13 protein-coding genes and 1 other RNA gene are annotated in these 13,251 nt (G+C 30.2%); 6 read left to right on the top strand and 8 right to left on the bottom strand.

The window, feature by feature from the left end; all coding sequences use genetic code 11:
- Positions 1-59: 59 nt before the first annotated feature.
- The 5 genes from MC378_RS11610 to ssrA form a co-directional block, all read right to left on the bottom strand.
- Positions 60-1,268, bottom strand: a complete 1,209-nt coding sequence (locus tag MC378_RS11610; RefSeq protein WP_242178924.1) for a FecR family protein — start codon at positions 1,266-1,268, stop codon at positions 60-62.
- A 174-nt stretch (positions 1,269-1,442) separates the two neighbouring features.
- Entirely contained in the window at positions 1,443-4,007 is a 2,565-nt protein-coding gene (locus tag MC378_RS11605; RefSeq protein ID WP_242178923.1) for a M14 family zinc carboxypeptidase, read from the bottom strand.
- 119 nt (positions 4,008-4,126) lie between these two features.
- Positions 4,127-4,687 (bottom strand): RNA polymerase sigma factor, encoded by a 561-nt coding sequence (locus MC378_RS11600; protein WP_242178922.1) that lies wholly within the window; start codon positions 4,685-4,687, stop codon positions 4,127-4,129.
- A gap of 48 nt (positions 4,688-4,735) precedes the next feature.
- The gene (locus MC378_RS11595; RefSeq protein WP_242178975.1) at positions 4,736-5,650 is read right to left on the bottom strand and encodes a glutaminase; all 915 of its coding nucleotides are present in this window, start codon (positions 5,648-5,650) and stop codon (positions 4,736-4,738) included.
- A gap of 315 nt (positions 5,651-5,965) precedes the next feature.
- Positions 5,966-6,359: a transfer-messenger RNA gene (gene ssrA / locus MC378_RS11590) on the bottom strand.
- A gap of 231 nt (positions 6,360-6,590) precedes the next feature.
- On the opposite strand from ssrA, the gene MC378_RS11585 reads away from it, so the two are divergent.
- Together MC378_RS11585 and MC378_RS11580 are read left to right on the top strand one after the other, a co-directional pair.
- Positions 6,591-7,796: an NAD(P)-dependent oxidoreductase gene (locus tag MC378_RS11585; protein ID WP_242178921.1), complete on the top strand. Its 1,206-nt coding sequence runs from the start codon at positions 6,591-6,593 to the stop codon at positions 7,794-7,796.
- Positions 7,797-8,018, top strand: a complete 222-nt coding sequence (locus MC378_RS11580) for a DUF3820 family protein (RefSeq protein ID WP_242178920.1) — start codon at positions 7,797-7,799, stop codon at positions 8,016-8,018.
- On the opposite strand, the gene MC378_RS11575 is transcribed toward MC378_RS11580, so the two are convergent.
- On the bottom strand, positions 8,015-8,578 hold the full coding sequence (locus MC378_RS11575) for a hypothetical protein (protein WP_242178919.1): 564 nt from the start codon (positions 8,576-8,578) through the stop codon (positions 8,015-8,017). The two genes, MC378_RS11580 and MC378_RS11575, sit on opposite strands and share 4 nt — an antisense overlap.
- Before the next feature lie 32 nt (positions 8,579-8,610).
- Between MC378_RS11575 and MC378_RS11570 the strand changes: the two genes are divergently transcribed.
- Positions 8,611-8,982: a DUF1801 domain-containing protein gene (locus MC378_RS11570; protein ID WP_242178918.1), complete on the top strand. Its 372-nt coding sequence runs from the start codon at positions 8,611-8,613 to the stop codon at positions 8,980-8,982.
- A 16-nt stretch (positions 8,983-8,998) separates the two neighbouring features.
- On the opposite strand, the gene kdsA is transcribed toward MC378_RS11570, so the two are convergent.
- A complete protein-coding gene (gene kdsA, locus MC378_RS11565; RefSeq protein ID WP_242178917.1) occupies positions 8,999-9,817 on the bottom strand; it encodes a 3-deoxy-8-phosphooctulonate synthase in 819 nt (272 codons plus the stop codon).
- 76 nt (positions 9,818-9,893) lie between these two features.
- Here kdsA and MC378_RS11560 point away from each other — a divergent pair, with 76 nt between their 5' ends.
- The 3 genes from MC378_RS11560 to MC378_RS11550 all read left to right on the top strand — a co-directional run bounded on the left by MC378_RS11560 (position 9,894) and on the right by MC378_RS11550 (position 12,540).
- Positions 9,894-10,850, top strand: a complete 957-nt coding sequence (locus MC378_RS11560) for a M28 family peptidase (RefSeq protein ID WP_242178916.1) — start codon at positions 9,894-9,896, stop codon at positions 10,848-10,850.
- Positions 10,851-10,862: 12 nt separating this feature from the next.
- A complete protein-coding gene (locus MC378_RS11555; RefSeq protein WP_242178915.1) occupies positions 10,863-11,387 on the top strand; it encodes a DUF4136 domain-containing protein in 525 nt (174 codons plus the stop codon).
- Positions 11,388-12,132: 745 nt separating this feature from the next.
- Positions 12,133-12,540, top strand: a complete 408-nt coding sequence (locus MC378_RS11550) for a hypothetical protein (protein WP_242178914.1) — start codon at positions 12,133-12,135, stop codon at positions 12,538-12,540.
- Between the two features lie 206 nt (positions 12,541-12,746).
- Here the strand turns inward: MC378_RS11550 and MC378_RS11545 are convergent, their stop codons facing one another.
- A complete protein-coding gene (locus MC378_RS11545; protein ID WP_242178913.1) occupies positions 12,747-13,193 on the bottom strand; it encodes a hypothetical protein in 447 nt (148 codons plus the stop codon).
- Positions 13,194-13,251 lie beyond the last annotated feature (58 nt).

The raw sequence follows: 13,251 nt of genomic DNA, 5'->3' as shown, positions 1-13,251 counted from the left end.
TTTAAAATGTATTATGTTATAATAGTTTTTCATAAATAAAATTATAGGTGTTTGTATTTTTATTCAAAAAATAAAGTGACTTCGTTATCGTTTATTTGATAGCTAATGCCTTCTGTATATTTAAGCATTTGTAAAAAGTGGTTTAAATCATTTTCCTTTTTTAGAGTACCCGTAAATTGATAATCTCGCTCTTTTCCTTCAAACTTAAATTCGACATTAAACCATCGGTTTAGTTTTGGTATTAATTTTTCTAGTTTTTCATTTCTAAAAATTAAGACTCCAGATGTCCAAGCAACAATATTTTGTACATCTATCTTTTCTACAATGATCTTGTTTTCATTATGATACAATTTGGCTTGATTTCCAGGCTTAATAATGGCGCTTTCTCCTTGTGGATTTGATACTTTGATAGAGCCTTTTACTAAAGTTGTGCTCGTAAAATTGTTTTCTTTATAGTTAGAAACATTAAATTCTGTTCCTAAAACTTTAATTTCTAAATCTGAAGATTTTACTAAAAAAGGGCGTTCTTTATTATGAGCAACACTAAAAAAGGCTTCTCCTTTTAAGTTTACTTTTCTTTCTTTTGTGGTTGTAGAATTATTAAAAGTAATTTCTGATTCAGAATTCAATTCTACTTCTGTTCCATCTATCATAGAAATTTGATAATTTTTACCTTTAGGAACAATTACAGTATAATCTAAACTCGATGTTGTTTTTAAATCATCGGTAGAAACAAACGAAATTTTATCGGAATTTACAGTTACAAAAATTCCATTTTCCATCAACCATTTACTATTGGTATCTTCTTTAATTTTATAATAATCATTTGTTGAGGTTTTTATTAAAATATCAGAGGTATTATAAGTCGCAGCAACTAAATGTTTGGCAAAAGATTTTTTAGAAAATGTAGAGATAACTGCATCTCCTATAGAAAACAAAATAATAAATATGGCAGCATATTTTAATACTTTTCTGAATATGATATACTTTGATTTTTTTGCCGTTTGCTCTTTTTTAGATACTTCTAACAATCGAATATATTGTTCTTGAACAAACTCTTTAGATAGTGTTTTGTCGTCTACATGAAGAGTAAATACCTTGTTTAATATAGAAATAGCCTTTTCAAAGTCAGCTTTTCCTTCAGCATTCAGCTGCTTTTTATATGCTTGCCAAGTTGCATTGCTAAGATTACCATTAGATTTAATCCAAAGAATAAAATCGTCATTATTTAACAATTCCTCAATCTTAAATTTTTGATTTTTTAACATACTTCTGTTAATGATTTATATGTATAAGTAAAACTTTGTTATTTTGTACCATAAGAAAATAGTTAAAATTTATATTTTATTGATTTTTTTTTAAAATAAGTACAAAAAAAAGAGAAATAATCTATTAAAATAGGTATTTCTCTTCATTATAATTAATGTAAATGCTAGTAAGATTTAGGGCACTCTTATGATAGATCCAAAGAAAATAGAATTCATAAATAATTTGTTTGTCCCATACCAAGCTCCTCTAAAATTAGGATTATCTGCAAACATAATCACTCTACCTTTTCCAGTCTTATGAACAATTATAGAAGCTGATTTTGTAAAATAGTTTTGTAAATTCTCATTGGTAACAAAACCATCAATATGTGGGTTTTCTGTGTATTTTGCTACTGTAGAAAATTTGTTTTTACTTGGTGCCAACCAAACTCTATTGTTTTTATAAACAGGTAATTTTCTATTATGATATCCATAACCTATTGGGTGTGTAATATCTAAATCTACTTCAAAAATGGCTCCACCAATACTATTTCTTCCTAAATGTTCTCTAGATTCGCCATAATTTAATCGTTCTAAAGAATTTTTTGGATCCTTTTTATTAACAATTAAACTTTCGTTTACCAGTTTATTTCTAATTGCCCAAGAACTAGCGGTACGTGTTGTAATTAAGGTGTTTCCTGCAGCCACCCAATCTTTTAGTTTCTGTCTACTGTTGGCATTTAGTAAGTTATAATATCCAGAAACCATGATAATTACGTTGTATTTTCTTAAATCGGTTCTATAAAAAATTCGTTCTGGTACTTTACTAATTGGCATTTGCATTCTTTGTTCTAATAAATGCCAAACTTCTCCTGCTTCATAAGATGAAACTCCGCCTTCTACTAACATCATTGCCTTTGGCATTTCTAAAGTAACAAAATTAGAACTACCTAAATCAATTCCTTGTAAACTATATCCCGTCTCAACAGCATTCACTTCAATTTTATATGTTTCACTTACTTCTTTTAAAGCAGTAAATAAGGCTTCTTCAGTAATTTTTTGAACACCAACTGCAATTAACAAACTTCCTCTATCAAATTTCTTTTTGGAGTTTTCTGTACTTACTTCAAAAGGTTTTGTAGCCGTTTTTACGATGACTCCTTTTTCTTGTAAATGATGTAACAATGCAGGAGAGTAGTAATCATCCCAAGAAATTAAGTAGGCATAATCGCTTTTTGTTAGTTTCTCTATTTCAATTTTATTTGTTTCTGAGGATACCTGTTTTTTATAATTTGGCGCTTTTTTAAGTTCGCTATATTTCATATTATAAAAATTAGCCATAGACCAAGAAGAGGCATCATAAAATACACTATCTCTGTATTTTTTATACGTTTCAAACATGGTTCTAACCATTAAATATTGAGGCTGCTTTGTGGGTACATAATAAGAAGAATTTTCATGATATTTTTTATTATCTGTTGCAACTTCTTCCTCTAAATGATATACTTTAATCTGGTGCTTTAATAACAAGTCAATAAAAGACTTTGTTCTATTCTTATCATAATCATCACCAAAAACATATCCTTTTATTTTACTTTTTGAGGCTTTTTCTATGGATGATTTAAAGAAGTTGTTTTGATACGAGTACAATAAATTTTTATTTGAAATAGCTGCTTTTATAGTAGAAAAACTTGCTACAAATTGATTTCTAATGGTAAAAGGAAAAGAAATGGTTCCTGTTGGCGTTTCTTGTATATGACCTCTAGAACTTGCTTGTTCAAATAACAAGGATAAAGAACCTTGTAAGTCTCCATAAGTAGAACCATAACCTGGGTAAGTGGCGTCATATTTCTCTTTTGTAAAATATAAGGACTTAATTTTATCTAAATCTGCTGTAAAATATTTAGCAAAAGCATTGTTTAAAACCGTGTAATTTTCTACTGGAGTTACAGGTTTTAAAGAAGCCGATAATTGTTTTGGTTCAAAGAAAAAAGTACTGTTTGTACCCATTTCATGAAAATCGGTTACAACGTTTGGATACCATTCATGATACCATTTTAATCTAGCGTTACTTTCGGGTTGTACTGCCAATAATAAGTCTCTATTTAAATCAAACCAATAATGATTTGTTCTACCTCGTGGCCAAGCTTCATTATGTTCTATATCATCATTATCTGCAATTAAAGGGGTTCCTCTAAAGGTATTTACCCAATTTGTATGACGATCTCGTCCATCTGGATTGATAACCGGATCTATAAAAATAATAGCTTCTTTAAGATATTCTTTTACTTTTGGATTTTCTGAAGCTAACAATACATAAGCTGTAAGTAAAGCGGCTTCTGTACTAGATGGTTCGTTACCATGTACATTATACCCTAAATTGATAAAAATTGGCAAATCTGAAAAATCTTTTACATCTGTTTTTTCGCTAACAACTTGTAAGTGTTTTTCTTTTAGGCTTTCTATGTTCTTTAGGTTTTCTAAAGAAGAGATAGTCAAGTTAATTAATTTCCTGTTTTCATTCGTTTTTCCATAGATCTTTATGGTGGCATTCTCAGAAAGTTCAGCAAGTTTGGTCATATAAGCAACTACCAAATCGTGCCTTGTATGATAATCTCCAATTCCATATTCTAAAAACTCTTCTGGACTTGGGATGTTTTTATTAAAGGGTTCATAATCACTGTAATAGTAGCTTTGACCGTTAGATAATTGAGACACTAATAATGTAAAAATTACAAATATTCTATATGTGTTTTTCATGAAAAAAAGATAATTAAGAAGTTTATAATGGTACTTTAGAATGATAGTACTCTATTTTTTAGAGTAAACTTATTTAAAATGTACTATGTTTAAAACGTTAAATTTTTATTATTAAAATATTATTTTGATAATAATAAAAATAAGATTTCTATAAAGTTACTACCTAGTTTTCTTAGTTTTTTAATAGCTACAGCCAATATGTTTCTTACCGTTTGGTATTTAATTTCTAATAATTCTGATATCTCAAAATTATTAAAGCCTTGAAAGTATTTTAGATATATTATCTCTTTTTCTCTAGGACTTAACTTTTCTATCAATAATTTTAATTCCTTTAAAACCTTCTCTTTATTTGTATTATCCTCTTCATATGCAACTGTCCCATCTAGAAGCTCAAATTCTATTTTCTTGGTTTTTTTAACTTTATAAATTTGATTTCTTAAACTTTTAAACAAATAAGCTTTTACATTTGTTACTTCAGAAATAGAGTCTTTATAATGTATAATGTTTAAGAAAGTATCATGTAAACAATCTGTAACTTCATGAGCGTTTATGTATCGGAGCCCAAAATTATACATCATTTGATAATGAAAATCATATATTTGATGAAAAGCATTCATATCGCCTTTCATAAATAATTTCCATAGATCTTCTTGTGTATTTTTGTTCGAGTTACTTTGCAAACTTATTTGTTTTTTTAAACATCAATTTTTATTGTATACCATTTTTACCTAAAATATAGATAATTGAGTTTTTGTTGTAAATTCTTCAAGAAATTTTACTCCTTTATATGAGTTTCCTTTTTTATTCAATTTTGGGCTCCAAACAGCAATCACATATTGATTTGGATGTATTGCAATAATTCCTCCACCAACTCCACTTTTTCCAGGAAGTCCTACTTTAAAAGCAAATTCTCCAGATTCGTCGTAAAAGCCACAAGTCTGCAATAAGGCATTTACTCTTTTAGATTGGCTTTTTGTTAATATTGAATTGGGATTTTTTATGGTGTTCCCATTATTTGCCAAAAATAAGAATAATTCAGAAAGCTCTTTACAGTTCATTTCAAGAGAGCAAAGATCAAAATAGAAATCAAGAACTTTTGATGGTTCATTATCAATATTTCCAAAAGATTTAATAAAATTACATAAGGCTACATTTCTAAATCCTATGCTTTTTTCAGATTCTGCTATTTTACGAGAATAATTTATTTCGGAATTGTTAGAAATGTTTCTAACAAAAGCTAAAAAATCTTCTTTTGGATTTTTTAAGTTACTTAGAAGAATATCTGAAATAACAATTGCTCCTGCATTTATAAATGGATTTCTAGGAATTCCATTGTCAACCTCTAGTTGCACTAGAGAGTTAAACGCGGTTCCTGAAGGTTCAACACCAATTCTATCCCATATTTTTTCACCAAGAATCCGATAGGCTAAGCATAGCGAAAGTACTTTTGATATACTTTGAATTGAGAATTTATCATAGCAATTTCCTTGTCCAAAGTTGATCTGGTCAATGGTTGATATGTGTATTCCAAAATTATCTGAATTAACATTGGCTAACTCAGGAATATAAGATGCCAATTGGCCGTTATCATCTATATTTTTAACTTTTTGGTAGGTCTCTTGGATGATTTCTTTAAAGTTCACTTTGTTCATGGTATCGTCTAGCTCTAAAGTGTTGATTCTAGTTAAAATTGATTTGAAGTTGCTAAGTGAAATATAATATTCACTATTTTGAAGTCTAAATATAAATGTAATTTCTCTTGGTTGTATAATTTAATTGCATTTTTTGTAGCTCTTTTTATGAAAATGTTTTTGAGTAGGGCTTGCTTAATAGAAAATGTAAGGTCTTTTGTTTTTTTGTTTTAATTCGTTAAAAATCGAATCTAAAAAAAACTTTTTTTGAGATATAGATAAATAAAAACCTCAACAAATTGACAGGCAATAAGTTGAGGTTTTATAAAGTGGAGACGCCGAGAATCGAACTCGGGTCCAAACAAGCAGCCAAAATGCTTTCTACATACTTAGTTCTTTCTTAATTTTCGACTAAAAGTTGATTAAGAACAATCTGCTTTTAGCTTAACTTCTTTAGTTTCAAAAACCTGTCAAAGTTCCAGGCTTTCTATATTTACTTTTACGATGCCCAAAAGTGAAACGCCGTAAATCAAGGCTTTTCGTGGACATAAAGCTTGCACACCTAGTGTGCCGAGGCCAATCCTACTGTAATTCGGATTATGCAGCTAAAGCGTAGTTATCTTCGCCGTTTAAAAAGTTGAAATTAGGTTTTACGAGTGTTATTTCATAACTCGGTATGCTTACAAATTCACTGTCCTTGCTGTCAAAACCAGTCGTCCCCTCAATGAAATAGCTAAACTTGTTTAGCGTAATTGAATTGATGCTGAATTTATTTCAGCAACTCATCAAAAATTCATTTTATAATGTCAATGATACACTTTTTATAAAAATAATAGTGGATTGCAAAAGTATAAAAAATACAGTTGCTTATCATTATAAATTCTAATATCTTCGAGCAAATATTATACCATTTATTCTGACCCGATATCAGAATCTTATAAAATACAAAAACATGAAGTTTGGCATTATTAAAGAACGTAAAAATCCACCGGATAGAAGAGTGGTTTTTTCTCCTATAAAATTAAAAGAGTTTAAAAATAAATTCCCACAAGCTATTCTAAAAGTAGAATCTTCTAATATTAGAGTTTTTTCTGATGAAGCTTATAAAGAAGCGGGGCTAGAGGTATCGAATAGTATGACGGATTGCGATGTGCTATTAGGCGTAAAAGAAGTGCCTATGGATGCTTTAATTCCTAATAAAAAGTATTTTTTCTTTAGCCATACAATCAAAAAACAACCTTATAACAGAAAATTGCTATTGGCTATTTTAGATAAAAAGATAGAGTTGTTTGATCATGAAACCATCATCAAAGAAAATGGAGCTAGATTAATTGGATTTGGACGCTACGCAGGAATTGTAGGGGCTTATAATGGATTTAGAGCTATTGGCTTAACAAAAAATACATTTAATTTACCCAAAGCAGAAAACTTAGAAAGTCAGCAAGAGTTAATTCAAAATTTAAAGAATATTAAATTAGATCCTATTAAAATTCTTTTAACCGGAAACGGAAAAGTGGCTTTTGGTGCCAAAGAAATGTTAGATGCTATGAGTATAAAACAGGTTTCTGTAGAGGATTATTTAAAGAAACAGTATGCAGAATCTGTATATTGTTTGGCAGATGTTTTAGACTATAACAAACGGAAAGATGGTCTTGTAATTAATAACCAAGATTTTTACAATCATCCAGAAGATTATGTGTCTAACTTTATGCCTTTGGCTAATGTTACCGATTATTTTATTGCAGGACATTTTTATGGAAATGGTGCTCCTTATTTATTTACGAGAGAAGATGCAAAATCAGCAGATTTCAATATAAAATTCGTGGCTGATATTTCTTGTGATGTAGATGGTCCTGTAGCTTCAACTATAAGGGCTTCAACCATTGCAGATCCTATTTATGGTTACAATCCTCAAACAGAATCAGAGGTAAACTTTAAAGACAAAGAGGCTATTGTGGTAATGGCGGTAGACAATTTACCTTGCGAGTTACCTAAAGACGCAAGTGAAGGTTTTGGAGAAATGTTTTTAGAAAATGTAATTCCTGCTTTTTTTAATCATGATAAAGATGGAGTTTTGGCAAGAGCAAAAATGACCGAGAACGGAAAGTTAACGGAACGTTTTTCTTATTTACAAGACTATGTAGATGGTAAAGAATAAATGACAGAAGACAAACAATTTTTAATAGATGTATCTAAAATGAGGATGCCTTTTGGCAAGTACAAAGGTTCTTTTTTAATTGATTTGCCAGAACATTATATTGTTTGGTACAAAAGAAAAGGCTTTCCTAATGGTAAATTAGGGAAGCAAATGGAACTAGTATATGAACTAAAACTAAATGGTTTAGAAGATTTGATTAGAGAAATTAAGAAGAGGTATTAATTTCTTACAGCAACTCCATAGGTCACGTGTGCAATTCCTAAGATCGATAAAGAAGAAGACCAATAAGTCGGAATCAAAATACACATAATTGCCAAAAGCAAGCATAAACCAGATAAAATTAAAAGATTTTTACGTTCTCTATTTTTAAAAAGAAACAATAAAAAAGCATAAAGAATAAGAAAAGTAGGAGTCATATAATCTATATAACCTTGTTGCATTAAAACAAGCAGTATAATAAAAATAAGTAGTATTCCAACCATATATTTCCAAAAGGCGGCTTTGGTTTTGCCATTCCAAAGTTTAAATTGAAATCTTTTGGCACTTCTTTTTCCGCTAAAATACAGGGCTAAAGAAGAAAACAAAAAAACTAAAAAGGCAATGCTAATAATTAGATATTCTATAATTTCGGCAGACAGCATCCCCATCGGATGGTCGTCAATTAAAAAACCATCTAACAGGTTTTTAATCAAATAACCTGCAGAAAAAAAGTAGATGCCTATTAAAATACTTGTAAAACCTTTTAAAGAAAAATTTACCGAAAAATTATCGTGCTTGTTCATATATGATATAACTTTCGCTAATATACAAAAAAATGAAACCAGCAGAAGAATACATTCTAAATCAACCAGAACCTTTTAAATCTATTTTAATGCATTTGCAGATTTTAATTGAAAATAGGTTCCCTGAAGTAGATTTACAGTTTAAATGGAAAATTCCTTTTTATTATTTAGATAGTAAGCCTTTTTGTTATTTAAACCCTTCTAAAAAGAAAGGTTATGTCGATGTTGTTTTTTGGGTGTCTGCACACCTAACAAAATATAATGAACTCTTGATTTCTGAAAATAGAAAGGTGGTAAAATCTTTGCGCTATTTTAAATTAGAAGATATTCGTGAAGAAATACTACTATCGGTTTTAGAAGAAGCCCACCAACTTAAAGACAAAGGATTCTATAAAAGAAAATAACAAGTTTTAATCCGGTTTATAAATTATTGATAGTTTTTCTAATGGCAACTAAATTGCTTAGTAAGCTTTCTAAATTGTTTAAATCTAACATGTTTGCACCGTCAGATTTTGCGTTTGCAGGATCAAAATGGGTTTCAATAAACAATCCATCTACATTATTAACAACACCTGCTCTAGCAATAGTTTCTATCATCTCGGGTCTTCCTCCTGTAACACCAACGGTTTGGTTGGGTTGTTGTAACGAGTGTGTTACATCTAAAATCGTAGGTGCAAATTCTCGCATTTCAGGAATCCCTCTAAAATCTACAATCATGTCTTGATATCCAAACATAGTTCCTCTATCTGTAATCCATGCTTTATCAGAACCTGCATCTTTTACTTTTTGTACGGCATGTTTCATGGCAGAAGGACTCATAAATTGCCCTTTCTTTAAGTTAACAACCTTACCCGTTTTAGCAGCAGCTACAACTAAATCTGTTTGACGAACTAAAAAAGCAGGAATTTGTAATACATCTACATATTCGGCTGCTTTTATAGCGTCAGAAACTTCGTGTATGTCGGTTACTGTGGGGACACCAAAAGTTTCCGAAACTTTACGTAAAATTTTTAAGGCTTTTTCATCTCCAATTCCTGTAAAACTATCAATCCTACTTCTGTTAGCTTTTTTAAAGCTTCCTTTAAAAATATAAGGAATTTCTAATTTATCAGTGATAGAGATTACTTTTTCAGCAATTCTTAAAGCCATTTCTTCACCTTCTATAGCACAAGGGCCAGCTAGTAAAAAAAAGTTGTTAGAATTTGTATGTTTTATGTTAGGAATACTAGATAAAGTCATTTTTAAAAATTTTAACAAAAGTACAAAATAATTATTGCTGATGAATGGTTATATTTAACAACTTAAAACCAACATAATGAAAAAAATCAACCTTATTTACATCTTATTTTTTGCAGTTCTTTTTTCGTGTAAAGAACCTAAAATTGTAGCCGAAACGGTTAAAAAACATCTATATACATTAGCTTCGGATGATATGGAAGGAAGAATGACAGGAACTCCTGGAATAGAAAAAGCAGCAAAATATATAGAAAATGAGTTCAAAAGAATTGGGCTAAAAACCTATGATACGCTTAGCGATTATAGACAAACGTTTACGTTTACAAACAGAAGAACTAAAGAAGAGATTACAACAAGTAATATTGTTGGGGTATTAGAAGGCAAAAGTAAAAAAGATGAATATGTAATTATTTCTGCGCATTACGATCATTTAGGAATTAGAAAAAAAGAAGGAGAATTAGATAGTATTTACAATGGTGCAAATGATGATGCTTCTGGTGTAACGGGTGTTTTAGCTTTGGCTGAATATTTTAAAAATAAAGGAGATAATGAAAGAACAATCGTATTTATTGCTTTTACGGGAGAAGAAATGGGGCTAATTGGTTCTACACATTTTGGAAAAGGAATTGATGCTTCTAAATTTGTAGCGGGTATCAATTTAGAGATGATTGGTAAAGTACCTAGCTTTGGACCTAATACGGCTTGGTTAACTGGTTTCGATCGTTCTGATTTTGGGAAAATTGTTCAAAAAAATCTAGAAGGTACTGGGTATACCTTACATCCAGATCCTTACAAAAAATTCAACTTGTTTTTTAGATCTGATAATGCTTCTTTGGCGCGTTTAGGAGTGCCTTCTCATACTTTTTCTACAACTCCTATTGATGTAGATAAAGATTATCACAAAGCTTCTGATGAAGCAGAAACATTAGATGTAGCTGTCGTAACAGAAACCATTAAAGCAGTTGCAAAAGGAACTGAAAGTATTATCAGCGGAAAAGATACACCAACAAGAGTTGTTATAAAAGATAGAAAATAATCGTTTGTTAAGATGAAAAAGGCACAATACTTCTTTTTACTTTTATTAATGGGATGTTCAGCTTCTAAGGTGATTACAGATTACGATGCGAAAACCAATTTCACTCAATTTAAGACCTATAATTTTTACGAAGATGTAGGAGCTGGTTTAAATGAGTTAGATGTAAAAAGAGGTGTGGATGCTTTAATTGCTCAAATGAATCAATTGGGGTTTAAACAAGAAGAAACCCCTGATTTTTACATCAACTTTAAAACAAAATTATCGCAACCTAAAGTTACCAATACAATTGCTATTGGTTTGGGAAGCGGGGGAAGAAATGGAGGTTTTGGAGTCTCTGGTGGAATTCCTATTGGGGGTAAAAAAATAGATGAAGAACTAACGGTAGAATTTGTTGATGCGAAAACCAATGAACTGTTTTGGCAAGCAATCTTAAAATCAACCATCAAAGAAAAACGAACTCCAGAAGAAAGAACTCTTTATTTTAATGAAGTGATTCGTAAAATTTTGCAAAGCTATCCTGTAAAAAAGAAAGAGTAGTGGCTTACAGCGAGTATTGGGTAGTTAGAGTTTTATAATTTTTAAATGAAAAAAGTGTTGCTTTTATCTCTAAAAAAATGATGGAAAACTTGTTGTGTATGCTAAACAACAAAATGTATGTTGCGGTTCATAAATAACAAATTATAGCCAGAATTAACCCTGTTGTTTATCAAGAAGAACAAAGAAAAAAACACCCACCCAATGTCATTCCGACAGAGTGAAGAATGAACGACGAGGAATCTCCACCAACAGCTTAACTCTCAAAATTAAAACCCCAATCAACGTCATTCCGACAGAGAGAGGAACGAACGACGAGGAATCCCAACCAACAACTAAAAACTCAACATTCAACACTCAACACCCAACCAACGTCATTCCGACAGAGCGAAGAATGAGTGACGAGGAATCTCAATAACTAATAGCTAAAAACTCAACACTCAACACTCAAAACTCAAAATAACACTCATCGCTTTTTGGGACGGAAAAAACAAAGGAACAAAAAACAGGATTCAACTCGCAGAAGAAAAAACTTAGAAATTATTGACCTATTTCATTAAAATTCAGAAGAAACCATAATTCATAATCCATTTTTTTATAAATTGTACTTCCTTATAAAATATTCTTTGATCCGTTTAATTTTAGAGTATAAAATAAAAATTGATGATTATATAACAAGCACAAACAAAAAACCGAACTTGGCATTAAAATTGAATAACTATAAAGAGTAATCGAAAAAATAAATATTATGAAAAAAGCAACTTTACTATTAACACTAATTTTAATAGCTACAATTGGATTTTCACAAAACAAAATTGGTGGAAATGACTCAATAAAAGGAATTGATATTATCATAAGAAAGAACCCAGCAAGTAGACCATTACCAAACCCTGGAAATGACCCATTGATTGACCAAATAAATAAACTGGAATTAGAATATCTCAATTTAAAAGCAATTGAAATTCAGAATAGTTTTGCAAAACAAGATTTGTCTAAACTGAAAACACAAGAGGAAGTTTTTAAAGCGTATGTAAAATATTTAAGTAAACTAAAGAAACAGAAGGGTATAGAAGGTGTTATTGAAATACTTGAGAAAAAAAAAGAGAGAGTAAGACAAGGTATACCAGTGAAAGAAAAGAAAAATAAAAAAAACTAGCTGAAGCCCTGTATAAGTAATGACTAGTTTTAGCTTGCTTACAAAAAATCTTCTAAATTTTCTATTTGCTTTTTAGTTACTTACACAGGTCAATAATCATATACGTATTCCAAGATCAAAACCTAATAAAACTTAGCAAAAACAAGTAAAAAAAGAAAATCCTCTAAAAGTTAATTTAGAGGATTTTTTATATGTACTAAAGTGTATTAAAATTGATATCTTACAGATAAGGCAATATTAGAGTTTAATCCATCTAACCCTCCTGCAATACCAATTTCGGGTCTATAGTCTATAGAAACTAAAATAGGTGCATCAAAATTGTATTCTATTCCTACCACTCCAGAGCCGTAAATTCCTGTTCCGTTGGCAGAAAGAATTCCTCCTCCAACTCCAGCATACCAATTAAATTGCTCTTCTAAATTCCATACCCATTGATACAAACCGGTGGCTTTAAAATTAGTAAACTCATTAGCCAAACCTAAATCAATTTCTAAACGATTGTTTTTGCCTAAAGGTTTTTGGTAAGTAATTTCTCCTCCAACTCCATTTCCTCCTCCAAATCGTAAACCAATGGCATGATCAGAAATGTCTTGAGCATTGATAGACAAACTTGCCGTAAATACCAAACCAAATACTAATAATAGTTTCTTCATAATCTTTTCTGTTTTTAAGTTTAATAATGGTCAAAATTACAACCATTGAATTCTTATA

It is taken from the genome of Polaribacter marinus (assembly GCF_022662535.1).
Lineage (GTDB): Bacteria > Bacteroidota > Bacteroidia > Flavobacteriales > Flavobacteriaceae > Polaribacter > Polaribacter marinus.
This window is presented reverse-complemented; position numbering and strand designations above follow the sequence as displayed.